The organism is Pseudoteredinibacter isoporae (assembly GCF_011602085.1).
In the GTDB taxonomy this organism is placed as follows: domain Bacteria; phylum Pseudomonadota; class Gammaproteobacteria; order Pseudomonadales; family Cellvibrionaceae; genus Pseudoteredinibacter; species Pseudoteredinibacter isoporae.
Map to the genome: position 1 here is coordinate 19,611 of NZ_JAAONY010000002.1, position 25,144 is coordinate 44,754.

18 protein-coding genes are annotated in these 25,144 nt (G+C 48.8%); 5 read left to right on the forward strand and 13 right to left on the reverse strand.

What is annotated here, in order from left to right:
* Positions 1-4: 4 nt before the first annotated feature.
* Both G8768_RS08870 and G8768_RS08875 read left to right on the forward strand, forming a co-directional pair.
* Positions 5-1,414 carry a sigma-54-dependent transcriptional regulator gene (locus G8768_RS08870; protein WP_166844071.1) on the forward strand — a complete coding sequence of 470 codons (1,410 nt, stop codon included), beginning with the start codon at positions 5-7 and terminating at the stop codon, positions 1,412-1,414.
* On the forward strand, positions 1,404-2,786 hold the full coding sequence (locus tag G8768_RS08875; protein ID WP_166844073.1) for a sensor histidine kinase: 1,383 nt from the start codon (positions 1,404-1,406) through the stop codon (positions 2,784-2,786). The genes G8768_RS08870 and G8768_RS08875 overlap by 11 nt, the downstream gene beginning before the upstream one ends.
* A gap of 88 nt (positions 2,787-2,874) precedes the next feature.
* Here the strand turns inward: G8768_RS08875 and G8768_RS08880 are convergent, their stop codons facing one another.
* From G8768_RS08880 to G8768_RS08905, 6 genes are all read right to left on the reverse strand, one after another.
* On the reverse strand, positions 2,875-4,971 hold the full coding sequence (locus tag G8768_RS08880; RefSeq protein ID WP_208020148.1) for a TonB-dependent receptor: 2,097 nt from the start codon (positions 4,969-4,971) through the stop codon (positions 2,875-2,877).
* Between the two features lie 450 nt (positions 4,972-5,421).
* A complete protein-coding gene (locus tag G8768_RS08885; protein WP_166844077.1) occupies positions 5,422-7,773 on the reverse strand; it encodes a putative bifunctional diguanylate cyclase/phosphodiesterase in 2,352 nt (783 codons plus the stop codon).
* Positions 7,751-8,863 carry a polyamine ABC transporter substrate-binding protein gene (locus G8768_RS08890; protein ID WP_166844079.1) on the reverse strand — a complete coding sequence of 371 codons (1,113 nt, stop codon included), beginning with the start codon at positions 8,861-8,863 and terminating at the stop codon, positions 7,751-7,753. The genes G8768_RS08885 and G8768_RS08890 overlap by 23 nt, the downstream gene beginning before the upstream one ends.
* 107 nt (positions 8,864-8,970) lie before the next feature.
* Positions 8,971-10,530, reverse strand: a complete 1,560-nt coding sequence (locus G8768_RS08895; protein WP_166844081.1) for an FGGY-family carbohydrate kinase — start codon at positions 10,528-10,530, stop codon at positions 8,971-8,973.
* A gap of 60 nt (positions 10,531-10,590) precedes the next feature.
* Positions 10,591-12,216: a glycerol-3-phosphate dehydrogenase/oxidase gene (locus G8768_RS08900; RefSeq protein ID WP_166844083.1), complete on the reverse strand. Its 1,626-nt coding sequence runs from the start codon at positions 12,214-12,216 to the stop codon at positions 10,591-10,593.
* Positions 12,217-12,242: 26 nt separating this feature from the next.
* Positions 12,243-13,844: an FAD-binding oxidoreductase gene (locus G8768_RS08905; RefSeq protein ID WP_166844085.1), complete on the reverse strand. Its 1,602-nt coding sequence runs from the start codon at positions 13,842-13,844 to the stop codon at positions 12,243-12,245.
* 254 nt (positions 13,845-14,098) lie between these two features.
* Between G8768_RS08905 and G8768_RS08910 the strand changes: the two genes are divergently transcribed.
* Positions 14,099-15,127, forward strand: coding sequence for an AraC family transcriptional regulator (locus G8768_RS08910; RefSeq protein WP_166844088.1), 1,029 nt, complete (start codon positions 14,099-14,101; stop codon positions 15,125-15,127).
* Positions 15,128-15,129: 2 nt separating this feature from the next.
* Here the strand turns inward: G8768_RS08910 and G8768_RS08915 are convergent, their stop codons facing one another.
* The 3 genes from G8768_RS08915 to G8768_RS08925 are packed head-to-tail and all read right to left on the reverse strand — an operon-like array spanning position 15,130 to position 18,135.
* Positions 15,130-15,645: a ClbS/DfsB family four-helix bundle protein gene (locus tag G8768_RS08915; protein ID WP_166844090.1), complete on the reverse strand. Its 516-nt coding sequence runs from the start codon at positions 15,643-15,645 to the stop codon at positions 15,130-15,132.
* A gap of 12 nt (positions 15,646-15,657) precedes the next feature.
* The gene (locus tag G8768_RS08920) at positions 15,658-17,898 is read right to left on the reverse strand and encodes a response regulator (RefSeq protein WP_166844092.1); all 2,241 of its coding nucleotides are present in this window, start codon (positions 17,896-17,898) and stop codon (positions 15,658-15,660) included.
* A gap of 36 nt (positions 17,899-17,934) precedes the next feature.
* A complete protein-coding gene (locus G8768_RS08925) occupies positions 17,935-18,135 on the reverse strand; it encodes a DUF2788 domain-containing protein (protein ID WP_166844094.1) in 201 nt (66 codons plus the stop codon).
* 193 nt (positions 18,136-18,328) lie between these two features.
* On the opposite strand from G8768_RS08925, the gene G8768_RS08930 reads away from it, so the two are divergent.
* On the forward strand, positions 18,329-18,772 hold the full coding sequence (locus tag G8768_RS08930) for a hypothetical protein (protein ID WP_166844096.1): 444 nt from the start codon (positions 18,329-18,331) through the stop codon (positions 18,770-18,772).
* A 138-nt stretch (positions 18,773-18,910) separates the two neighbouring features.
* Here G8768_RS08930 and G8768_RS08935 read toward each other — a convergent pair whose 3' ends face one another.
* On the reverse strand, positions 18,911-19,840 hold the full coding sequence (locus G8768_RS08935) for an electron transfer flavoprotein subunit alpha/FixB family protein (RefSeq protein WP_166844098.1): 930 nt from the start codon (positions 19,838-19,840) through the stop codon (positions 18,911-18,913).
* 1 nt (position 19,841) lies between these two features.
* The gene (locus G8768_RS08940; RefSeq protein WP_166844099.1) at positions 19,842-20,591 is read right to left on the reverse strand and encodes an electron transfer flavoprotein subunit beta/FixA family protein; all 750 of its coding nucleotides are present in this window, start codon (positions 20,589-20,591) and stop codon (positions 19,842-19,844) included.
* Between the two features lie 663 nt (positions 20,592-21,254).
* Between G8768_RS08940 and G8768_RS08945 the strand changes: the two genes are divergently transcribed.
* The gene (locus G8768_RS08945) at positions 21,255-22,880 is read left to right on the forward strand and encodes an electron transfer flavoprotein-ubiquinone oxidoreductase (protein WP_208020197.1); all 1,626 of its coding nucleotides are present in this window, start codon (positions 21,255-21,257) and stop codon (positions 22,878-22,880) included.
* Between the two features lie 84 nt (positions 22,881-22,964).
* On the opposite strand, the gene G8768_RS08950 is transcribed toward G8768_RS08945, so the two are convergent.
* Together G8768_RS08950 and G8768_RS08955 are read right to left on the reverse strand one after the other, a co-directional pair.
* Positions 22,965-23,537 (reverse strand): DUF1285 domain-containing protein, encoded by a 573-nt coding sequence (locus G8768_RS08950; RefSeq protein WP_166844103.1) that lies wholly within the window; start codon positions 23,535-23,537, stop codon positions 22,965-22,967.
* Between the two features lie 144 nt (positions 23,538-23,681).
* Positions 23,682-24,290, reverse strand: coding sequence for a DUF4823 domain-containing protein (locus tag G8768_RS08955; RefSeq protein ID WP_166844105.1), 609 nt, complete (start codon positions 24,288-24,290; stop codon positions 23,682-23,684).
* Between the last annotated feature and the right edge of the window lie 854 nt (positions 24,291-25,144).

Sequence of the window (25,144 nt, forward strand, 5' to 3'; positions counted from 1 at the left end):
ATTTTTGCTAGAAGACCACAAAATACTGGTTATCGATGATGATCAGGACATCCTGCTTGCAGCCAAGCTGTTACTGAAGCGCCATTTTGCAGCGGTCGATATCTGCAATCGCCCGGAACAGCTGCCCAAATTAATGGCTGCGGGTCAGTACGATGCGATCCTGCTGGATATGAATTTCTCCCCTGGAGAAAGCAGTAGCAAAGAAGGCCTGTACTGGTTGCAACAAGTACTTGAGATGGACCCGGATGCGGTTGTGGTGATGATAACCGCACACAGCGCTGTGGAACTTGCGGTTGAAACCATGAAATACGGCGCCACGGATTTTATTGCCAAGCCCTGGCAAAATGAAAAAGTGCTCGCCACATTGTCAGCTGCAATCAAACTGCGACACAGCCGACGCGAAGCCAGTATGCTGCGGCAGAGCAATGAAGCTTTGATTGAAGTGAATCAGCCTCACAGTGAAATGATTGGTGAATCGACTCATATGCAACAGGTGAAGCGCGTTATTGAACGTGCCGCGCCGACTGATGCCAATGTCTTGATTCTCGGTGAAAACGGCACGGGCAAGGAACTGGTTGCCCGGGATTTACATCAACAAAGTCACCGCAGGGACAAGGCCTTTGTCGCCGTTGATCTCGGTGCGGTTTCAGAAAATCTGTTTGAGTCAGAATTATTCGGTCACGCCAAAGGCGCATTTACCGGTGCCGATAAAGCTCGCGTTGGTCGCCTGCTGGCCGCCAATGGCGGAACACTATTCCTCGATGAGATCGGAAATATTCCCCTTCATCTGCAAGCCAAACTTCTGACAGTTTTGGAACAGCGGCAAGTTACGCCGCTCGGTAGCAATAAAAGCCAGGCCTTGGATATTCGACTGGTAGCCGCAACCAATGTTGATCGTGAGCAACTCAGTGACGAGCGCTTGTTTCGCCAGGATTTGCTGTATCGGCTGAACACCGTGGAAATAAAACTGCCTGCTCTGCGGGAACGCGCTGGTGATATTGCTTTGATTGCCCAACACTATTTGCACATGCATAAACGCAAATACCACAAAGCCGAGCTTGAGTTTTCCGCGACGGCCTTGAGAGAGATAAGCCGCTATGAGTGGCCGGGGAATGTTCGTGCATTACGCCATGCGGTTGAGCGCGCGGTGATTTTATCGGATGGCCCCTTTGTTGAATCAACAGATATGCAGATACCCACGAGCGCCACCTTTTCTGAAACAAACCCTGAGACAGATTTTATGTTAGGTGCAGCATCGAGCAACGATCATCAAGACCTGGATTTGGAAAAAGCTGAGCGTGAACTGGTCAGCACAGCATTGCATCGCCACAATTTTAATATCAGTCAGGCCGCAAAAGCCCTCGGCATTACACGTGCCTCTTTATATCGCCGGATGGAAAAATATGATCTTTAAACGTTTTTCCCACGCTCTGTATGTTCAACTATTGATTTTATTTTTCTGCTTGTTGGGTTTGGTGTATTTCATTCTGACCCCGGGCTACTATGCCGTGAGTATGCTCATGGCTTTGATGAGTATGGCGGCTTGCTGGGCGCTGCAACGCCTGGTAACAAAACACAATCGGCAATACACGCGTTTATTGCAAGCCGCGAATCATCTGGATTTTGATAATCGGCTTCCCCCTGCACCGATCGATTGCAGTTTCCCGGAGCTGAATCAACAATTGGAAAAGCTTCTGTACAGCTGGCAGGAACAGCTGCAACGCCAGGCTCTGGAGCTGAAACACTGCCAGGCAATGATCGAACATATGCCAATTCCTTTGATCTCCATTCAAGGCGAGGATACGGTTCATTTCCACAATCAGTCCGCAAGACGTTTCTTTGAACTGGGTGATTTTTGTAAGGCGGGTGATTTACGCCGATTTGGTGAAGATTTTTATTACGCGCTTTGTCATTTAAAACCCGGTCAGCAACAACTGCTGAATTTCTATGATGGCCGCCAGACTCGACAGCTCAGTGTTCAAACCAGTCTGTACAAAAGCAATAAAGGACAGGAAATACTGATCAGCTTAATGGATATCGAAGCGGAACTGGATCGTAATCAACTTCAGGCCTGGCGTGAAATGGCTTCTGTGTTGAGTCATGAACTCCTGAACAGTATTACCCCGGTGGCATCGCTGGCGGAAACCAGTCAAACACTTCTGGAAGACTGTCGCAAAGGCATCATGAGCGATGGCTCAATTGGAACACCGCGGGCATCCGAAGCACTGGATGATGCTTATGAAGCCAGTCAGGTACTGGCGCGACGCGCAAAGGGCTTAATGGATTTTGTTAGCAACTACCGACAATTACAGAATACGGCCGAAATTAAACCCCAGATTTTCACGCTTGCTGAGCTATTTAAAGAACTCAACACGTTATTGTTGGCTGATAGTAGCTTTCACAACATCGAACTGCAATTTGAAACCGAGCCCGCGAGCCTTCAACTCAATGCGGATCGGGAGCTACTGGAGCAGTTGCTGATTAATTTGATGAAAAATTCGGCCCAGGCCATGGCTGAGCAATCCAATCAAGCTTCGTCAGGCCACCGGATTTCGGTTTCTGCGTACCTGGATCGACGTAATCGCTGCCATGTCGAAGTACTGGATAATGGCCCCGGGATTAAAGCCGAGCACCAAAAGCGCATCTTTCTGCCCTTTTATACGAGCAAAAACGATGGCAGTGGAATCGGTCTGGCCATGGCAAGGCAGACGATGGTTGCGCATGGCGGCAAGATCAGCGTTCACGATGGGCCTTCCGGAGGCGCACTCTTCCGCTTGAGCTTTTAATTGCCCTGATTGGGTATTAAGAACCCATAAAAAAGCCCCGATCTGAAACAGAACGGGGCTTTTTCTCAACAAAGGATTCTAAACAAGTTTAGAATTTTGTTGTGATGGACAGACGAGCATTTACAGGTTTTCCGGTAGAAATGTTGTCATTGCTGTGCGCATCCGGGAAGTACTCTTCATCAAACAGGTTTTCGATGTTCAGCTGAAGGGTCGTGTTCTCGCTGATGTCGTAGTACGCTGCCGCATCAACACGGATATAATCCGGTACTTCAACCGAGTTATCTTCACGTACGAAGAAGCTGTCCTGATAAGTCGCGCCTAGACCAAAACGCAATTGATCGTTTACACGGAAGCTGTTCCAGATAGAGAACATGTTTTCCGGAGTCTGGCGAGTTTTATTGCCGCTGTTACCACTGCCATCGGCGCGTTTTACTTCACCGTCCAGATAGGCATAACCGGTAGTGATGGCCCAGTTTTCAGTCAAGGCGCCGCTCAACTGGATTTCAAACCCTTTGGTTTCAGAACCTTCAATAACGATAACTTGAGAAGGATCTTCTGGATCAACTGAGGTATAGCTCTCGCGTTCCAGTTCAAACACAGCGGTTGTCAGACTTAGATTGTCGTTCAGGTCCCACTTCAGGCCCACTTCACGGTTCTCGAAGAACTGTGGACGTGTGCTTTCGGAATCCAGGTTCAGGGTCAGGAACTGATCACCGGAACGTGGCAGGAAGGTTTCGCTGTAGCTGGCGTAGATAGAAACATTTTCCGCAGGCTTATAGATAAAGCCCAAACGAGGCGTTACTTCTTCATCCACTCGATTGAACTGACCGTTGTTGCGAATATCGTTTACATCGATATCGAACTTGTCAAAGCGCAAACCGGCGATCAATTTAAACTGCTCGGTCAAGTCAATTTGATCTTGCAGATAAACCGAGGCGAATTCGACTTCGGATTGACGGTTACGTGCTTCTTTGGAAAATGAAAACGCTGGAATGTTCAGTGGGGCTGTGAACGGAATAAACATCTGGTCATCGTTGTTGTCCGCAAACACATTGTCGAAACGGGCGTTTTTGGTGTCCTGCTTACCGAACTCAGCGCCAAACAGAACCGTGTGTTTCAGGGAACCGGTCTCAAACTCACCCACCAGGTTAGCCTGGAAAATGGTGTTTTCACGTTCGGTGGTGTCTCGGTAGCCGTCCAATTCCACTTCGGTAAAACGGCCGTTGGTGACAACAACTTCTTCACTGGCGTAAAGGTTTTGATAGAACTTGTCGTAATCCGCATATTGAGCAACGATATTACCGCGCAGGTTCTCAGAGAATTCGTGCTTGATGTTAGCGCGCCAGATGTGGGCTTCCAGGGTTGTGCGGTTCTGATCAGGAGAGCCAAAGAAAGTATCTTCATAACCTTCCAGCGGTTTATCCGGACCACCATCGACGTTCATTGACGGCACACCACGATCAACCGTGCGATCGTCATCGACGTATTCGTAAGAGAACTCACCGCTGGTTTGCTCGCTGAATTTAACGGTCAGTGTCGGGTTGAAGGCATAGCTGTCGCCTTCGTAGAAGTCACGATGGCTTTCCAGAGACTGGTAATAACCATTCAGACGCAGCGCTGCCGCATCACTCAAATTAAAGTTGCTGTCGCCGGCAACAGAGTATGCACCGAGCGTGTCAACGCCGACGTTCAAGGTCGTGAAGTCTTCACCGATCTTGGCTTTCTTGGCAACACGGTTGATCACACCGCCACCGCCACCACGGCCAAACAACAGAGCATTGGAGCCGCGTAGCACTTCAACCTGCTCAACATTGTACAGCGGACGATAGTACTGAACATCGTCACGCAGGCCGTCAATAAAGAAATCAGCGGTGGTTTGAATACCACGAATGATAATGGCGTCTCGGTGGCCTTCACCCTGGCTGATGGACAGGCCCGGCGTGTAGCGCAGAACATCACCAATATTGCGAAAGGCTTGTTCTTCAATTTGAGCGCTGGAAACGATAGACAGACTCTGGGGAACGTTCAGAATCGGGGTTGGGGTTTTTACCGAATTGATCTTGTCGATCGACAGGTACTTACCTTCTACGATGATTTCTTCGATGTTTTCCTGGGCCTGAACGGCACCGGAAATCAACGCCTGATTTGCAGCAATCAATGCTACGGCCAAAGGCATCTTGTTCATAATTCTCCACTCCATAAAGTTTCTGTAGGTTTTTATGTGTTCTTTTACCTTTGCGGCTTTAGAAACCGTCTAATTTTCAGGGTCTTAGCAGCCCTATTTCTCAGTGTGCGCAAGTATCGTGGAGTTGGATTCAGAATGGAATGGTAAATGAGTATTATTCTTATTGTATTTTGTCATAAGGATACTACTTAATAGACTAAATCTTAGATGATTATCACTCTGATTAACGAAATTGTGATGAGATTTTGCCAGGATTTCGTGAATAAAGACCATATTTCGCTAATGGTTTTTGCTCACTCTCTGCGAGTATGCCGCTTGGCGTTGGAGGTATGTTAAGGAAGTTTTGAAGGTAATAGAGAGAAGCAGCTGTGCCTTTCCCGCTCTTGGGCAGGATATGTCCTGTTCGCTCACCAACGGTTACGCTTGAGGCTGCTTTTTGAGTGCATCTCACTACTCTACAAGATTGCCGGCTTCACTCAGGTTCTCGTGCTCCTGAACCCAATCATCAAGCTCGGCAAAACTCAGGGGCAGTCCATGAAAATAGCCTTGCTGATAGCTGCAACCCAATTCATTGAATAAGTTACGTTGCTCTGCGCTTTCAATACCTTCTGCAACAACCAGCAAGCCCTGTAATTTGCACAATTCTACCAGGGCTCTGGCCGTAGCAATGTTTTTCTGCTGGCTGATTCGTTTGATCAGTGAACGATCAAATTTAATGGCATCGGCAGGATAGTTCAGCATTTGCATAACACTGGTGTATCCGGTACCAAAATCGTCAATGGCAATTCTGAAGCCAAGACCCCGTATACGGCTCAGGTTTTCATGCACTTGTTCCTGATTGCCCGTTGCAAAGGTTTCCGTAACCTCCAGAACGAAGAAGCCTTTGTCGACCCTGTAGCGCTCTGCCAAACTTGCCAGCTCATCAACAAATGTCATTGAGTTGAGTTCAGCTGAAGAAATATTGATGGAGACATACTTCACCATCGGGTACCTTTCGCGAAGCGCCGCGCCCCCTTTGAACACCTGTTCAATAACCCAGAGATCAATTTTGGAGAATGCACCGATAGATTCCGCCAACGGAATAAACTCATCGGGAGGAACATTGCCCATGGTTTTTGATTCCCATCGCAGCAAAACTTCTATTGAACGAAGCTTCCTGCTCCGATCCACTATGGGCATATATCGCAAGCTCAGTTCTTCTTCAAAGCCGGGAGATTTAATCGCCAGTTCAATATTTTGCATTCTGCGATGCTGCCGAGCCAGAGTTTCTGAGTACTTGGCTACGCGGTTTTTCCCGCTTTTTTTGGCTTGGTACATCGCTAGGTCAACATTCGACATCAGCTCGGACAACGTGCAGTTTTCACTTTGAGTGCTGGCCACACCCAGGCTTACGGTAACGGGATAGGAAGCCCCGGCAACTGAAAGACCGCTCTCAAAAAGAGACAGGATAGATTGGGCACAGGCTTTGATATCGTCTTCCGCAACATCCATGGCAAGCACCACAAACTCATCACCTGACAGTCGGTAAGCACCGCCATGCTGGGCCCGATCTGAAAAATAGCGGTCGACCGAATCATTTAACCCTCTGGCCACCTGGGCTAAAACCCGATCACCTACTTCATGACCGTATTTATCATTGATGTATTTGAAATTATCAACATCGATGTAACACACGCTTATGGTTCGGCTGCGATCAAATTGATCGAACAGTTCCTTGGCTTGTTCGTTAAAGGCCATTCGATTCGGTAAGCCTGTGAGGGTATCTAATCTGGCTTTCTGGTAGTTTTCATTAAAGGAAGCCAGTAAACGGGTGTACAGACTCTGAAACTTTCTTGCCAGGCGCCCTACTTCATTGTTGCTGGAAGAATAACTGATGTTTGATCGTCTCTCAGTCAGTAATTCATCCAACTGCCGATCCAGGGTGGCGATCGGAGCGGTAATAAACTTTGCAACGAGATATTGCAGCAATAAAAACGTGGCCAGACAGGAAATGATACTTAAGAGCATCAATCGCCCACGCAGCTCTTGCAACAGGGCATCGAAATAATCCACCGGCACTCTGAGTTTCACGGCCTGTGGGCCGCCCAGCGGAATAACAAAAGTCATATCCGAGCCTGGGCCGGCATTGCCTTCTTGTGATTGACTCTCTTGGTGAAAGTAGATTTCCGCCTTGTACTCCTTTTGCAGGTTTCGCAAACTATCGGATACGGATCTCGCTTCGATCGCAACCACCATCAGGCCAGCATTTTCAATTTGGGAAAGAATGGGCGTTTGTAAGGTTCTCAGGTCAATCGCTATGGATTTATACAAGGTTAAATCATCATTGCTATCGAGGTGTATATCCGTGCTACTGACTGATTTTTGGGCTCTGAGTTTCAACGCGGTAGCCAACTGTCTCGGGCTGATTTCCGAAAAGGGGTCCTGGCTGTTTTCCAAATACAAAATGGCCTCATCTTTGCCGTCCAATACCAGCAGAGACAAAAATGGCTCTTTAGAAGCATCGAATCGGCCCAGAGAGGATTCCATGTGTCGCTGAAGGATATTGCTGCGATAGATGTTATTCGTGTCCATCAGAAATTGCGCGAGCAAATCGCCGTCCACCAGGGACATTAAATAGGCATCTTGAAAACTCTTGTAGTTTGAAATGCTGGAGTGCAGAGCCGTAATCTTTTGTTCGAGCTGTGCCCGTTCAAGCTGAATAAGCGTTGCCCTTTCCTCCTGATAAATCCACCAGGCTGATAAAGCGTAACTCAGCGCAATAACGGGCAATAGCAGTATGCTAGTTCGTGTTCTTAGATTCATGGATATTCAATATCGCATTGGTTATTTTTAAACGAACTTCAATATTGGATTTGCTGAGTTCCTGATAGAGATAAATATTGCTCAGTTGTTCTTCGCCGGGGTAAATACTTCGGTCGTTCAATTGCTCAAGGGGGATCATGGCTTTTGCGGCGCTGTTCGGTGTGGCAATCGCACCGTACGATGCGATTCTGGCAGCTTGTGCAGGCTGTGAAATAAAATTAACGAAGTTTAACGCCCGCTCGAGGTTTTTTCCGCTCTTGCTAATTGCCAGGCAGTCCACCCACAAAACGGTACCCTCTTCCGGAACCACATAGCCCCAACGATCTTCTGCCTCCGCCAGCTCATTTAAACTGTATTGATCACCGCTGTAGACCATTGCCATGTGCAAGTCCTCAGCTTTATCTGAATAACCCAGATAGCTGATAGGATATTCATAAGTCAATACAGCCCCGGTTTGATCTTTGAGTAAATCAAAAGCCTGTTTGAGCTTGCCTCGGTCATCGGTATTTACTTCAAACCCCAAATGAAAAAGTGCAGGCGCAAGAATATCCGTATAATCATTAATCATACTGATATGGCCGTACAAATCGGGGCTCGGAGAAAGCAGGTCTGCCCACTTTTCGGGGGCTTTTTTTAGCTTGTCTTTTCGGTAAGCGATACCCAGGGTGCCCCATAAATAGGGTATGGCATAGTCGCCGCATCGCTTACGCCAAAATGGTTCGATGTTTTTTAAACTCGGTAAGCGTTCTTCCGTGAGTTTGAGCAACATACCTTCGCGACCAAAACGGCTGGCAATCACTTCATCAACCACCGCCACATCGATATGATGACGCTGGGAGTTTATAAGAATCGCATCTCGATCCTGATCACTGTCGAAGTAGACCTGTTCCAGTTTGCCGTTTTTCGCTTCCCATTCGGCCACTATATCGGGAGCGATGTAGTCCTCCCAATTAAGCAGACGCAAAGGCTCACAGAAAGCCAAGTTACTGAATGAAAGAAATAAATAGATAAACAACAATCTGTACATGAATGCCCAACGACTCACGCAATAAACGTATACGGTGTAGGTGTTTAAAACGGTTGCATCCATGACATCAGACAGACCGCCAGCGAATGCCTTTTCCGGCCTGCCCCAACATCAAAGTATAGACTTAAATAGGCGGCTCACCAACACATGCCAGAACGACATGCAGTTGGCTACAAGGAGGGATAGTTTACAATCTTGCGAATGGATTGATACAAGGGGCTTAAAGCCGAATACATCTTCAAATACACCTGTCGGTACATTTGCTCATAAACGTCAACATTCGCCTCAATCGGTTCAAATGTCTGTCCGACGCGGCTCATATTTTGAGCAGCGGCTTTGTGGTCAGGATACCAGTTCATCGCAACCGCACTGTTAATGGCTGCCCCGAGGCCAGAAGTTTCGTAGGTTGCGGGCCTTTCAACTGCCATTCCAAAAATGTCGGCAGAGATCTGCATGATCTGATCACTTTGGGAGCCGCCACCTGAAATTCGTAAGCGACTTATCTTCTGGCCACTGCGTTTTTCGACACGTTCCTTGCCTTCGCGTAAAGCGAAACAAAGGCCTTCGATAATCGCGCGGTAAATATGAGCCTTGGTATGGACATCACCAAAGCCAATAATGGCGCCTTTTGCTCCGGGCCCCGGGTTTTTAATGCCCGGGCTCCAATACGGTTGAAGGGTTAAACCCATCGAGCCCGCAGGGACTTTTTTGAGTAATTCATCAAAAAGCGTTTCAACAGCAACACCTTGTTCCTTTGCCTGCAACTTCTCTTCCATGGCCATCTGTTCTTTAAACCAGCTGACCATCCAGTAACCGCGATAAACCATCGCTTCTGTATTGTAGCGCCCGGGTGTTGCTGCCGGATAAGGTGGAATCATCGGCGCTGATTCTATATAGCGAGAAAAATTTCCGTTGTACGTTGCCGTTGTGCCATAACTTAAACAACCAATATGCTCTTCCACGGCACCGGCACCCAGCAGCTCACAGGCTTTATCCGAGCCCGATGCCACAATCGGCAGGCCTGCGGGTAAACCGGTTTCTCCTGCGGCTTGCTCGTTAACCTCGGCCATCACTTCGCCTGCTGGAACCAGTTCAGGCAACATATCGGCTTTTAATGGCAGTGCACGCCAATGCCAGCTGCTGTCTTTGGCCCATTGTTGCTGTTTGTAGTCGAAAGGAATGTAGGCGACCTGACTTGCCACGCTATCGATGTATTTACCGCTGAACCGATAATGGTGATAGCCGGACAACAACAAGAACTTATGGGTTTTCTGCCATAACTCCGGTTGTACCTGATGAATCCAATTCGCCTCGGCCTGTTTCGTGAAATAATCAATATTGGATTTCAAGCCTAGCAATTTCAGAGGCCAATCCATCCAACCCAAAGACACTGATTCGGGCGCTTCTCGTTGATCCAACCAAATAATTGCCGGGCGTAAGGGTTCGCCGTTCTTGTCGAGATTAATCACCGTGCCGCGTTGAGTCGTAACACTAAGCGCTGCGATTTGTTCGGGTTTAACCTTGCCCTGTTGCCATAAACACTGACAGGCCTCACAAAGCTTTTGCCAAAAATACTCAGCCGACTGTTCCGCCCAGGCAGGTTCCGGGCTGGTATAGGCCTCAATTGGAATATAGGCTTTATCGATCTGCTCGCCATGACGATCATAGGCCAGTGCACGAATGCTCTGGGTGCCATTGTCAATGCTCAGTACATAAGGCTTATCGTTCATGGTTCATTTATTCTTTGTCGAGTTATAGTAATGAGTGCAGTTTTGCGTAAGATCTTTTCGCTAGGCCGGAAGACTGTAGGCTCGGTGCCAAATGTCCTGATAGCGTTCGAGTTCTTCGGCCCAACGCTGTTCTGACCACTCCAACTCTTCCTGGCACAACGTTTTGCAAAGTTCAAAAAGTTGCGAGGCACCATTGGGTAATAACAGACCCAAGCGGGTTCTGCGTAACAATAAATCATCGAGGTGCTCGACCCATTCCTCACGTAGAGCCCAACGCAGTTGAGCGGCACACGTTTTTTGATCGAAGAGAGGCTTTAGTTCTTCATTTTTTGCAGTGGCCAGAAAATCACTGGTGCGAAAACCGTAACAAGCTTCTAAACGATCGAGTTGATCTTCGTTGAGATTGGCCTGGGCATTTTTCTTTGCTCCGCCGGGCCTAAACACAGCGGCTTCATCACGTTCAAACTGCCACCCCTTTAAATAGGGAGCGGCCTTTTCAAGAACATCCAAAGCCATCACCCGGAATGTTGTAAGCTTGCCGCCCGCGGCACTGATTAAGCCGTCATCGTCCCACACGGCATGGTCGCGTCGTTCTTTTGATGGCTTCTTGCGAGTTTTATCGGCAGAGCCCTGTTCAGCCTTTTGCGCGCGAGCAAATTGCTTGTCTCCGGCAATGACCGGACGAACGCCAGACCAGGTGGATACGATATCCTTTCTATCAATGCTTTCACTTGGGAAGTGGTGCCTTACAATTGCCAAAAGATATTCCAGTTCTTCCTTGGAAATATTTGCTTCCTGATCAAGGCTACCCTCGTAATCGAGATCTGTGGTGCCAATTACGCTGTGCCCTTCCCAGGGAAATACAAAAACACTGCGTTTATCGTCCGGATGCTGGCAGCTGATTGCATGTTCAATAGGCAAGACACCTTTTCGCAATACGATATGACTACCTTTTAAAGGGCGTACCCGTTGTTCATCAATGCGAGCTTGACGCAGTCGATCCGCCCAGGCACCGGTGCTGTTTACGATGACGCTTGCCTTGCATTGAAATACCTCGCCCGATATCGCATCCTGGATTTCGACACTTTGATGTTCGGTATCCGCTTTCTGACTGGACTTCACCGCGCAATAATTCAGTAAGCTGGCACCATCGGCTTCCGCTTCCTGCAAAACTCGATACACCAGCCGGCTATCGTCGGTGACAGCATCGGTATAGAAAGCAGCGCCGGTTATACCGTTTTGATCAAGCTTTGAAAATGCCTCACCAAGTTCGGAATTGTTACAAATTTTGTGATTTTTAATGCCTGCTATGCGATCGTAACTGGCCAGCAGTAATTTCATCACTAAACGCCAGGGCTTCCAGCTTTTGGGTAAGAGGAAATAGTACCCCATGCGCTCGACAAGACCCGGGGCTTCCTTCAGCAAGCGCTCGCGTTCCAATAAGGACTCTCTGGTTAACTTTCTATCGCCCATAGCCAAATAGCGCAAGCCACCATGCACCATTTTGGAAGAGCGACTTGAGGTTCCCCAGGCGAAGTCTTTTTGTTCCAGTACCAAAACGCTCAATCCTCGCCTCGCGGCTTCGCGAGCGACGCCGGCGCCGGTAATTCCGCCACCCACAACAATCATGTCCCAGTGTTTTCTTCGTGCACTTTCAATGCGGGTTCTGCGTTTTGCCTTGCTCATTATCAAATTTCCCGAAACCGTGCTGACTAATCGACCAACTTACCTGGGTTCATAATTTTTTCCGGATCAAAGTGCTCGCAGAGACTTTGAATGGTGGCTATGCCCAATTCCCCTTTTTCCGCTGGCAGGTATTCTTTATGATCTTCACCGACGCCATGCTGATGACTGATGGTGCCCGCCACAGATACAATCGCTTTGGCTCCTGCCTGCTTCAGCGCCAACCAACGTTGATAAGCTTCATCATAATCACTACCCGCACGATACATGTACGTAGTGTAAACACTGCTGCCCTGGGGGTAAAAATGTGAGAGATGGGTAAAGACGTGGACTTTTTCACCGAAGGATTCTGCTGCCGTACGAATACTGCTTTCAATAGCTTCCATGGCCTCATCCGTTTTACTCCAGTCGACCGCAGTTTCCATCGTATCGATGGCATAACCCAGATCCATAAACCCGTCACGTAAATACGGGCTGCGAAAACGGCTGTGTTCCCAGGCCTTGCCAATCAGCTTACCAATGTAAACGCCACCAAATTCACGACTCAATCGCTTCACTTGTTTCAATGCAAAACGGCAACTCTTTTTATCGCCCGTGGTACCGAAGGTAAACATCACTTTGCCTTCGGCCACACCACGCCAGCCCAGATATTTTTCAAGGTAGGCAATGGCCTTGGGGTCCCCTCCCAATTTTAAATGGGATGCGGTTTCTTCAGCATTACTTAAACGCATCATGGACAAAGGCAGCATTTGCTGGGCAAGCGTTTTACTCAGGGCCTTACCCTGCTCCCAGCTCGGAAAAAAAACACCGTAAAAATTTTCGACTTCAGCCAGTGGCGTAACGTGCATTTTCACTTTGCTGATGACGCCCATTCTTCCTTCGGAGCCCAGAACCACTTCGCGCAGATCTGTTCCGGCAGAGGTACCCGGAAATGTCGGGATATCGAGAGTTCCTTTAGGCGTAACCATGGTGCCGCCGGCGAACATTTTTTCAATGCGTCCATATCGCAGGGATTGCTGCCCACTGGAGCGACTCGCGACCCAGCCACCGACGGTAGACAATTCCCAGGACTGTGGAAAATGCCCTAAGGTGTAACCTTCGGCATTCAATAACTTTTCCAGCTCTGGCCCAGCCAAACCCGCGCCCAATGTTGCAATCTGACTTTCGCGATCGAGGTGATAGAGTTCCTTAAATTTCGCCAGACTCAAGGTAATGACGGGCTTGTCAGACTTGGGAGGGTTAATGTGCCCAACGACTGAAGTGCCCCCGCCGTAAGGAATAACAATGGCGTTGCAGGATTGAGCCAGCGTCAGAATGTCTTGAATCTGTTCTTCAGTTTCCGGGAACGCTACGGCATCCGGTACCGCACCCAATTCACCTGATCGCAGTGCGAAAAGGTCGGGCAAACTCTGCCCACGGCTATGACGTACACGGATTTCGCTATCAAAGGACAGCAGCGGATGCGACTCCAGGCGGCTGGCAGGTAACTTGGCCAACACCTCATCAAGCTCGGCAACCGTCAAGGCTTCTGCAGCCCCCAGGCGCTCTTCCGCCATTGTCACCGCCTGTGGGCTGGGACTGTGCTGATATTCACCATTGAGCATGCCCCAACCATTCCAACGCCTTTCCATACATTCCCCCGCTGTGTTTTCGCTACGCCGCTCACTCTGATGAGGGCCCTGTTGTTCGTTATTCGGTACTTCTCGTTATTCGGTACTTCTCGTTATTCGGTACTTCTCGTTATTCGGTACTGTCAGGATTTAATACTATGTTGGCCTGTGGCTCTTTTCGATGCCTGTAGAAGCCGTTAGAATCACCAAACGAGCCAAACTGCCCATTCAGCTCACTGACATCAGTAGAATAACCACTCGAACAAGGCCTTCATTTGAGCAATTTAAGCGCTTCCATCCCCGCCCTTAAACAATACCTGACGGCTGCCGAAGCCCTTGGTGTCGATATTCGACCCGTATTGGCTCAGCACAATATCGATGAACGCCAGCTGGAAGACAACAGCGCCCGGATCAGCCTGGCTCGCTTTGAAACTATATTTATTGCGCTGCTTGAAGCCAGCGGCCACCCCTATTTCGGCCTCTATGCCAGCAATCACATTAATCCTTCGATGTACGCCAGTCTCGGTCTGATTTCCATCAGCGCTGCCAGCCTGCGTGCCTGTATCGAAATCGTGCCAACCTATGAAACCCTGGTTGGCGATATGGGGTACACCGAATTGCAGGAGGAACCCGATTGGATGGCCCAGGTCTGGCATTGTCAGTTGGAAAATCCGCTGGCCAGACGACATATCAGCGAAGCGGTGTTGGCCTCCTGGTTTCTCTATGGCAAAAACATGCTGGGTCTGGAAGGCGATCTTTGCGGACTGAGTTTTCAACATGACGCTCCCGCCACTGAACTGTCTGAATACCAGGCGGTGTTTTCCTGCGAACCCCGTTTCTCTCAAACGCATAACGCACTGCACCTTCCCAAAGACGCCATGGACCGGCCTCTTCCCCAGGCGAATCCGGCGTTGCAGGAATCGTTGATTGCCCACGCGGATCAACTTCTCGAGCGTCTAAGCCCTCAAAAACGCCAACGGGATCTCAATGATATTCATCGCACTATGCGACAGCTGTTGCCCCAGGGCAGTCTCAGTAAAAGCGGTTTGGCGGCCTCACTCAATATGAGTTCACGCACATTGCAACGACGCTTCGAACAGGCCGGGAGCAGCTATCAGGAATCTCTGAGTCAGATTCGCTTTGAGCTGGCCAAACAACTTTTACGAGACAAGGTAGACAGCCACAGCATCTGCCAACATTTGGGTTTCACTGAACCAAGATCCTTTTTCAGACGCTTTAAGCAATGGAGCGGCATGACTACCCGTGAATTTCTATTAAGTGAGGAAGAGAAATCCGATCTATAGGATCAGCGTACGCCCCGGGATTTCAGAAAGCGCCTGATTTTGGTCCGCATATTTTTCATGGGCGAGGACGTGTTGAATTGTATCATTCGGCCCAATGTCCACTTTTCATACCAAGTGTGAACGTATAAATCTTCATTGTTGCAGCTTTGAATGATTTCCAAGACTCGATGAATGACAACGCTGTATTCCTCAAGCAGCGCTTGATAATCCCATGTTGCGTAATCCTTGTGAAATTTTTCAGCCAATGGGCCCAGCTGGTTCCACTTGTAACCGGTTTCAGGAATATCGACCGCACGGCCAGACTGCTTCGCTTCGACCCACTTAATCACCAGTTTTCCCCAGCCGATTAAATAGGCCAGTGTATCGCTGACGCTAATGACCGTGCCCTTAATATTCCCCTCGACCCCCATTGTTCGCGTCAGTGACGGAGGAACTCGTTGGTAATCGCCTAGAATTTTGGTGTAGCTGTCCTCAATGGCATTCAGCAACTCATCCTTGTTTTGCGGTATTGAAGACATAAAATTCCAGACTTAGCTATTCAACCAACGTTGCAGCAGACGTTGCAGTTTGTAAAATTCAATCGGTTTTGCCAGATATTCGTCCATACCCGCCGCAAAGCTTCGGGATTTTTCACCATTAAAGAGATGGGAAGACATCCCCACGATTGGAATATGTTCAGATACCTGTTCGCCGACTTCGGCACTTTTGATTTCGGCTTCAATTTCCCGTTCGCGAATAATCTGGGTGGCCTCGAAGCCATCCATAACCGGCATATTACAATCCATCAGCACAATATCGAATTTCTGCTGCTGCATTTTATCCAGTGCTTCTTTGCCGTTAATCGCAACCGTTACTTGGAGTTTGAGTTTTTCCAGCAGGCGCTGGGTTACCAATTGATTGGCTCGATGATCGTCGACCAGCAAAACGGTGTGGCCTTCAAAGCAGAGCACGTGATCTTTGGTGTGCGTCAAACAATCCGGCTTGGCGTAATCCCCTTTTAGCAACAGATACTCAAGCGCGTTGTGAGCAGCATGGGGCGACAGAGGTTTATTCAAGCGTGCGACCTGCATTTTGTCGATGGCGTAATGGGTTACTTCTTCGCTTTCCAGGTCGCGTTTGTTACCCACAATTAATTGGGCCACATCACGCAGCTGCTCATTGTCGAGAATCTGTTGGGAGATCTCCATCCACTCACGATTACCATGACGGGTATAAAACAGAACCAAATCGAAGGCTTCATCGTCATTGCGCGCATCCCACATCAGCTGAACGACCGCATTGAGGTCTTTTTCATGCTTAACAGTCAGCCCCCAATCTTTGAACTCCCGCATCATGGGTTTGCGAACTTCTTTGGACACATCGACCAGTAAAGCGCGTTTGCCTTTCAGGCGAGCGTTTACGGAAACTTCCTGGGTCAAACTACCGGAAATTTCCAGAGGCAAGCTGACGATAACCTGGTGACGCGAAGGGCTGACCTCCACAAAGCCGGATAACGATTCGGCCAGCGCCTTGCACACCACAAATGATGTACTGTTTTCCCAGCTGTTGACCAAGGTACTTGCGCTCTCTTCGGAATCGCCACTGGTTTCCCAGGCCGAATATTTATCATCGCCAGAACCGATCAAACGAATTTTCAATGTGAGATTGCCATCGCGTTGATTATCCAGTTTGTAGTTTCCAACGATGGTAATTTCTTCTGACTGGGTGGAATACATCACATGGTAAATCAGCTGATGTAAAATTTGCTGGACTCGAACAGCATCACCGCGAACACGCAGTGGAATGGTCGAGTTCAGCAGATAATTCAGTTCTGTATGCTGATGGGCTGCGTCTTCAAACAAGTCTTCCAGTACGTTTTCCAGCAAGCGACGTAAATTAAACACGCTGACATCACGTTCGTACTGACGCCCTACCGTGGTGAGATAATCACCGACATTATTAATCAATTCCAACTGGTGCATCGCTGTGCGGTGGGCCATATCCACCAGTTCGGATTGATGGGAATTTAATTGATCACGATCGAGCAACGACAAACTGCCCAATAAATCGTTCAGGTTGACTCGCACCTCACTGCCTAGGTTTTGCAGAAACTCAGTGCTGAATTGATCAGCCGCTTCCATATCCCGCTTCTCGGCTTCCAGCTCGATGGTTTTACGGGTTAGCGCCTGATTGGTTTCCAAACTCTTCCAGTAACTTTCTGCAACGATTCGGCCCTGATGAATCATCAACAAGAAAAACAGCAAAATAATAATGCCGTACAGATAACCGTTAATGGTGCCCAATGACACCATCGCCAGTGCACCTGGAATCAAACCTAAAAACTGATACCAGCTCATATAACGGTTGTATGGCGCAAGCGCATTGGCGGTGGAGGAGAAAAAAACGATCGTATAAAACCACAGAATTGTAGTGACGTCGTCGAGTCCTTTAATCAGCGTGAATGCAACCAGAATCACACTCCACCAAATCGCACCGAGCAGTGAAGCCAGAAAATACTGGTTACGCCAGCGTGATGGCGCTCTTGGGTAGAGAGAGTCAAAACGGAACAGGTAATAGCTTCGCATTCCGGTCAGGAGGAGCAAACCGATGGTCATCACTGACGTTACGGTTGGCGCCTTCAGATAGAGATCCCCCATCCAGACGCAAAACAAATAAACACAAAAATTGATCAAAATACCGCGGCGGCTGTATTTGGCCATTCGGCTGTCCGTTTCTCGCATCAGGCGGCGATCACGGTGAACCTTGGATTCCGGTATAAAGAGCTTAAACATAGGGCTTGTTCTCGCTTTTGCTCTGCACTCGCAGAATTACTGCTCCATCATTTGAACAATGACGGTTTTAATAATGAAGCCCAGTACCCCCAGACCCAGTGCGGTAAACAGAATCATGGTACCGAAACGCCCGGCGTCGGACTTCTTGGCCAAGTCCCAAACAATAAAAGCCATAAAGGCAATCAAACCACCAATCCCGAGGTATAAGGACCAGGTTTCAAATGCTTCAATATCCACTGATTACTCCAAGGTCTTACTAAAAATGTGGTATCGGTTACTTTTCTATTCAGGATAAGCCAGATACACTGCTTGAGTCGCTCTTAAGAGAGGCGCATAAAAGTACAAAGGTGCTGCCAAGGACATGGGGCCTTAGTGCCGTACCTAATACCTGCATTAGGTTTATTATAAGTGAAGACAAAGGGGATATAGAATGAAAATTAACACTAAATTGCTGCGCAATGGTCTGTTGGCTTTCACTGCGGCTTCCGTTCTGGCTTTGGCTGGCTGTTCTCAGGAAGCAAACGAAGAAAGCAAGGCTGCTGCCGCTGTTGAAGAAGCTAAAGCGGCTGTTGAATCAGCAGCTGAAGAATCTGGCAACATGCTGGATCAGGCTGCCCAGGCGACTCAAGATGCAGCTTCCAACCTGAAGGATCAAGCGTCTGAAGCGATGGCCGATGCCAGCGACAGCGTTAAAGAAGCGGCCAGCGATCTGGGTGAAGGTGCAAAAGACGCCGTTGGCGCGGTAAGCGACAAGGTTGAAGAAGCGGCTGGCGACGCCATGAACAAGCTGGAAGAAGCCACCAAAGACGAAGAGAAAATGAAAGAGCTGAAAGAGAAAGCCGAAGGCGCTCTGGACAAGCTGAAAAGCGAATAATTTCACTTTTCTCAGACACAAAAAAAGCCGCATTTGCGGCTTTTTTTGTGTCTGATGGTTTTGATTAAAACGGTGAGCTTTGCCCACCTTTCAAACGTAAAGCTTGCTGTGCTTCGCAAGCCCCATCAAAACGCGTACTTAGATGGAAGATTCCAACTCAGGTACAGCTTCAAACAGATCAGCAACCAGACCGTAATCCGCAACCTGGAAGATAGGCGCTTCTTCGTCTTTGTTGATCGCAACGATCACTTTGGAGTCTTTCATACCAGCCAAGTGCTGGATAGCACCGGAAATACCCACAGCGATGTACAACTCAGGAGCTACGATCTTACCGGTTTGGCCAACCTGCATATCGTTAGGAACAAAGCCTGCATCTACCGCAGCACGGGATGCACCCACAGCAGCACCCAGTTTGTCAGCAACCTTGTACAGCATTTCAAAGTTTTCGCCATTCTGCATACCGCGACCACCGGAGATCACGATCTTGGCAGCTGTCAGCTCTGGGCGATCGCTCTTCGCCAGCTCTTCGCCAACGAAAGAAGAAACGCCAGCGTCCTGGGCATTGTCGATAGATTCAACAGCCGCAGAACCACCTTCCGCTGCAACAGCATCAAAAGCTGTACCACGAACGGTAATCACTTTGATGGCATCAGAGCTCTGAACGGTAGCGATTACGTTACCTGCGTAAATCGGGCGCTTGAACGTGTCGCTGCTTTCTACTGAGATGATGTCAGAAATCGCCTGTACATCCAGCAGTGCTGCAGCACGTGGCATGATGTTTTTGCCGTTACTGGTCGCGGACGCCAGTACGTGGGTGTATTCCTTACCCAGATCAGCAACCAAAGCGGCTACGTTTTCAGCCAACTGGTTTTCATAAGCGGCGTTATCGGCAAGCAGTACTTTGGCGACGCCGTCAGCCTGGGCTGCCGCTTCAGCAACAGCGCCACAACCAGCACCGGCAACCAGTACATGAATGTCGCCACCAATGGCTTTCGCTGCAGCCACAGTGTTCAGGGTTGCACCCTTGAGGCTGGCATTATCGTGTTCTGCAATTACTAAAATACTCATCTTAGATCACCTTCGCCTCATTTTTCAGTTTATCAACCAGCTCTGCTACGTCAGCCACCTTGATACCAGCGCTGCGCTCGGCAGGCGGCTCGACTTTCAAGGTCTGTACGCGTGGAGCAATGTCTACGCCCAGCTCATCTGGAGTGGTGGTATCCAGAGGCTTTTTCTTGGCCTTCATAATGTTAGGCAGAGACGCGTAACGAGGCTCGTTCAAACGCAAGTCGGTGGTAACGATTGCAGGCAGGTTCAACTTAACGGTCTGCAAGCCGCCATCGATTTCACGAGTAACGTTTACAGTGCCGTCTTCTACCGCAACTTCAGAAGCGAAGGTACCTTGTGGCAGATTGCTCAGCGCACCCAGCATCTGACCGGTTTGGTTGTTGTCGCCGTCGATGGACTGCTTACCCATGATAACCAGATCGGGAGACTCTTTCGCGATGATGGCGTTCAAGCACTTGGCTACACCCAGTGGCTGCAGCTCAGCGTCGGTTTCCACCAGAATGCCGCGATCAGCACCCAGTGCCATCGCAGTACGAATTTGTTCCTGGGATTGCTTGGTTCCCAGTGATACAGCGACAACTTCGGTCGCTACACCCTTCTCTTTTAGGCGAACTGCTTCTTCAACAGCAATCTCGCAGAAAGGGTTAATAGACATTTTAGCGTTGGCAATATCAACGTCAGTACCGTCTGACTTTGGACGTACTTTGACGTTGTAGTCCACAACGCGTTTAACAGCAACAAGAATCTTCATCGGTTTCCCATTCGCTTATCGTTGAAGGATAAACGCGGCAGCACCCTCTGGCTTTACGCCCTTGTTGTTTTAAGAGTGGTACCACATTCCCGCAGTGCTCAAGCCAACAAAAGAATAGTCTAATGTGAGCCACATCGAGCGGCGAGTATGTTGAAGCAGCAGCCCCTTAAAATCAATACCTGTTGTGCTCAGGGAGAATGGCAAGATTGCTCAAAGTCGCTGAATTTAGTCATTTTATCTACAAAGTTGCCTCTTTATGCGCGCAGAATTTAGGCACTTCACGTCCATCATTTATATGTCCCTCTTTGGCTGTGGAACATTCGGTCATAGCTTTGCGCCTTTTTACCATTGGTCTAATGCGGCCTCGACGGCTATAATCCACGCCAATACAAGAGTATTCGGGCATTACTTAAACTTATCTTAGCGCTTTGCCAGACTTTTCTGAGGCATCCATTCGGGTGATAGCGAATATCCACTGAATGAATGAGAAAATTTGCCCAAAGCCGGGATAATCTACTGCCTTAAAGCTGGCCTCATCCGGTGAAGTACCCTGCCAGGTGAACACAACAAAGCCAGCCAAACCGCTGCAACAAGCTGTACCTGTTGTCGCTGGAACCGTATTTAGCTAGAAAAGCCAGGAGTGAAGCTGTGGAAAGAGAATATATGGAATACGATGTGGTCATCGTTGGTGCCGGCCCTGCCGGACTATCAGCAGCCTGTCGTATCAAACAACTCAACGAAGAAATCTCTGTCTGCGTAGTAGAAAAAGGATCTGAGGTTGGCGCCCATATCCTTTCCGGTGCGGTATTTGAACCCACCGCCCTAAACGAATTATTCCCCGACTGGAAAGAGCGCGGAGCCCCGCTGAATACCGAAGTGACCGGCGATGACATATACATGCTTCGCAATGGCGACAGCGGCATCAAGATTCCGAACTTCTTCACCCCGAAAACCATGCACAATGAAGGCAACTACATTATCAGCCTGGGTAATCTGTGCCGCTGGTTATCTGAACAAGCTGAAGCTATGGGTGTGGAAATTTTCCCAGGCTTTGCCGCCGCTGAGGTGGTTTATCATGAAGATGGCAGTGTAAAAGGTATTGCCACCGGTGATATGGGCATCGGTCTGGATGGTCAGCAAAAAGACAGCTACATGCCGGGCATGGAGTTGCACGGTAAATACACCTTGTTCACCGAAGGCTGCCGAGGCCAATTAGGCAAGCAGCTGATTGCCAAGTTTGAGCTGGATAAAGGCGTTGAGCCCCAGCACTACGGCATCGGCATCAAGGAAATCTGGAAAGTTCCTGCTGAACAGCACCAGCAAGGCCTGGTTGTGCACACCGCTGGCTGGCCTCTGAGCGAGTCCGGCTCTGCAGGCGGCACCTTCCTTTATCATATTGAAGACAATCAGGTGGTTGTGGGTTTGATTACAGATCTGTCCTACAGCAACCCTCATGTGAGCCCATTCGACGAGTTCCAACGTTACAAGCACCACCCTGTTGCCAAGCAGTATCTGGAAGGCGGTGAACGCCTGGCCTATGGTGCCCGCGCTATCGCCAAAGGTGGTTTGCAGTCCCAGCCGAAAATGACCTTCCCGGGCGGCTTACTGCTTGGCGACAACGCCGGCACACTGAACTTCGCCAAGATCAAGGGTAGCCACACGGCCATGAAATCCGGCATGTTGGGCGCAGAAGTTGTTGTAAAAGCCATTGCTGAAGATCGCGCAAGTCAGGATCTTGTGGAATTCGCCGATGCCTACAAAGCTTCATGGGCTTGGAAGGAGCTGCACACCCAGCGCAACTTCGGCCCTGCTCAGCACAAATGGGGTAACATTATCGGTTCTGCATATGCCTTTATCGATATCAATATCTTTAATGGTTCCCTGCCCTGGACCCTTTCGGATCCCACGCCGGATCACGAAGGTATGCAGCTGGCCTCAGAGTCCAAAAAGATCGATTACCCCAAGCCTGATGGTAAATTGAGCTTTGACAAGCCCTCTTCCGTATTCCTGTCGAATACCAACCATGAAGAAGATCAACCTTGTCACCTGACTTTGAAAGATGACAGCATTCCAATGGACGTAAACTACGTCAAATGGGATGAACCGGCTCAACGCTACTGCCCGGCAGGTGTTTACGAGATCGTTGAGCAAGAAGACGGCAGCAAGAAGTTTCAAATCAATGGCCAGAACTGTGTTCACTGTAAAACCTGTGACATTAAGGACCCCAGTCAGAATATAACCTGGGTATGTCCGGAAGGTGCTGGTGGCCCGAACTATCCAAATATGTGACGGATTTTTCGAGAGCACAAAAAAGGGCCTTTTAAGGCCCTTTTTTGTGCTTGCTATTTCTGCATCTTTAAAGACATAAAGCCCTTAGTAAACCTTCCCAAGTGAGCAACCGACCCCACCGCTGAACACTTTCATTTCGCCCTCGCAATCCTGAGCCAAGTTCACCAACTCGTAAAATACGGAACGGGACAGGCTTGCGCTCAAGCCATCACGCACTTCGATGCACGGCACGCTCTGATTGCCATATTCTTCAAACCAAATGGGATGCTCAGCGTCCAAACGAACAAATTCACCGATTTCGTTGCGAAATTCCAGGTAATAGACGCCATCGTCTTCGAGTTCCATCATTTGGTTCAGCGAAAAGACCTGCCGCTCTACGGTAATTCTCCACTTCTCAACGGGTGTTACCAGAAAGTAATCGTCCCCTTCTCGCTTGAGAATAGACGCAAACAAGGCTCTCAGAGGAAGCCGTTTAATCGGATCGCCTTCGTGATACCACATGCCGTCTGCGGCGATGCGAATATCGATATCACCACTGAAATCCGGGTTCCAGAGATGCACGGGTGGGCGCTTTCCTGGTTCGGCGGCCTGCTGGATGGCTTGGCTGAGTTGTTCCGGGTCTAGCATCGGTCTTAATTGATAATTCCTGCTTGGCATATCACCCTCTCTTCTTGGATCTCACTAGCCAGTTATTATGGCCATACAACGGAGGATTTTGGTCTTCCCAGCATCTGGGCGCTCCAGTCTGCCGACACTCTTCCTCCAATGCAAGAACCCTCTGTCTCAAAAGCCGGATACGGACTATTGCGGCGACACCATGGCTAATTGCTGTGCATATTGCGCCGATGCCTGCCTGAGCAGCTCTACGGGCGTAATTTCAGACCAGGCGATCCGGCGACTGACGGAATTCAAGATCGCCGAATCCAGCAGCTTGCCGCTGTAGCTGTCGTAGAGCTGGATTTGGAGTCTCAGACGGTCACGCCCTAAAGACTTTCCGGAATCCATGTCCTGATCGTACTCCCGCCAACTACTGAGCTGGTCGTCCATCAGGGACAACTGGTGGTACACCGTAATCGGCATACGCATCAGGCGCGCACTGGCGAGCGCTTCACCCAAAGTCGCCGGATTGGAAGAGGCCCGACTCAGAGGAAACTGCTCCAGTAAGGCGTCGTAAAGGCTTTCCGTGATGGTCAGCTCGGTACGGGGCACCAAATCATTCTTTGCCATGGCGATATACAGCGGCGTATGCGAACTCAGGCGCCATTGCTGCTGGCGCTCGATATAAACCTTGTCTCGCAACTGCAAATAGTCAGGGATCTCCTGAACGACATTTTGCGTATATTGCGGTGTGCATGCCGAGCATAACAACACAGCCAGAAACAGCATTGCGCTTGCCAAACTTGATTGCATATTCAAACCCTCTTTTAGCTTCCGGCGTTTATCTTTTAAGGCCAGATTTTCAAACTGAGGAGAAACCGATGTCCTGAGCGGCAAGCAACTGCCACCAGAATACGTACTGGGGGAAAAATTTCGCCCTTGGCCGTCACTAATTCTTAAATTTGTCGAACATTGACGACTTATTTCCGGCGTTTTATCGGCTATTAATTCTCCGCAAGAGAAACAGCAAAATTAGGGCCAAAAGCTAGACACTGGACGGCAGAAAAACTTTTTTGTCACATAAAGTTATATAGCAAAGCTTTTATTAGTACCTAAAATTAATAACGATTAGCGATTAATCACCTCGCAGCCCAGAGCCAACGTGGATATAAGGTTTGAGCATTTAGGAAGGAACGAGACATGAAAAAAACATTTAAGCAAAGGAAATATTTCACTGGCTTTTTTTCTAATTTGATTAATACTTATTACTGCCAGCAAGGTAAATGACAGCAGCCAGTCTTCATCTTACAGATCGAACAGAGCACTGTTATCTTTCTTCAAAGCTATGTTCAACGACGTGTTTACTCCTAATGGTCTTGGCCCGATGCTCTCCCCCAGACATCGGGTTTTTTTTATGTGTTTTCTGTGAGGCGATTAAAAATCCATTAAAACCGTAAGCGTATTCCAGCGTTCCTTGTGACGAATATATTACAAACGTGTTTATCTCAAACAGAAAATTTGACGTCGCAATAAACGGCAATGCTCTTTTGCACAGAAGGCACACTGACCGTTGATGTCGGTAAATAAAGACTGAAACGCTACTGAAAGAAATATGATTTTGAGAATCAATCAGAAAACAGATTGCAAGGTTAAAACAGATAAGCTGC

Excerpts from the sequence above, each read along its gene's own strand:
- G8768_RS08905 (WP_166844085.1), bottom strand. The coding sequence starts at position 13,844 with ATGGAAAGGCGTTGGAATGGTTGGGGCATGCTCAATGGTGAATATCAG.
- G8768_RS08950 (WP_166844103.1), bottom strand. The coding sequence starts at position 23,537 with ATGCCAAGCAGGAATTATCAATTAAGACCGATGCTAGACCCGGAACAA.
- G8768_RS08940 (WP_166844099.1), bottom strand. The coding sequence starts at position 20,591 with ATGAAGATTCTTGTTGCTGTTAAACGCGTTGTGGACTACAACGTCAAA.
- G8768_RS08945 (WP_208020197.1), top strand. The coding sequence starts at position 21,255 with ATGGAATACGATGTGGTCATCGTTGGTGCCGGCCCTGCCGGACTATCA.
- G8768_RS08900 (WP_166844083.1), bottom strand. The coding sequence starts at position 12,216 with ATGAGCAAGGCAAAACGCAGAACCCGCATTGAAAGTGCACGAAGAAAA.
- G8768_RS08890 (WP_166844079.1), bottom strand. The coding sequence starts at position 8,863 with ATGGATGCAACCGTTTTAAACACCTACACCGTATACGTTTATTGCGTG.
- G8768_RS08930 (WP_166844096.1), top strand. The coding sequence starts at position 18,329 with ATGAAAATTAACACTAAATTGCTGCGCAATGGTCTGTTGGCTTTCACT.
- G8768_RS08875 (WP_166844073.1), top strand. The coding sequence starts at position 1,404 with ATGATCTTTAAACGTTTTTCCCACGCTCTGTATGTTCAACTATTGATT.
- G8768_RS08895 (WP_166844081.1), bottom strand. The coding sequence starts at position 10,530 with ATGAACGATAAGCCTTATGTACTGAGCATTGACAATGGCACCCAGAGC.
- G8768_RS08880 (WP_208020148.1), bottom strand. The coding sequence starts at position 4,971 with ATGAACAAGATGCCTTTGGCCGTAGCATTGATTGCTGCAAATCAGGCG.
- G8768_RS08935 (WP_166844098.1), bottom strand. The coding sequence starts at position 19,840 with ATGAGTATTTTAGTAATTGCAGAACACGATAATGCCAGCCTCAAGGGT.
- G8768_RS08915 (WP_166844090.1), bottom strand. The coding sequence starts at position 15,645 with ATGTCTTCAATACCGCAAAACAAGGATGAGTTGCTGAATGCCATTGAG.
- G8768_RS08920 (WP_166844092.1), bottom strand. The coding sequence starts at position 17,898 with ATGTTTAAGCTCTTTATACCGGAATCCAAGGTTCACCGTGATCGCCGC.
- G8768_RS08885 (WP_166844077.1), bottom strand. The coding sequence starts at position 7,773 with ATGAATCTAAGAACACGAACTAGCATACTGCTATTGCCCGTTATTGCG.
- G8768_RS08955 (WP_166844105.1), bottom strand. The coding sequence starts at position 24,290 with ATGCAATCAAGTTTGGCAAGCGCAATGCTGTTTCTGGCTGTGTTGTTA.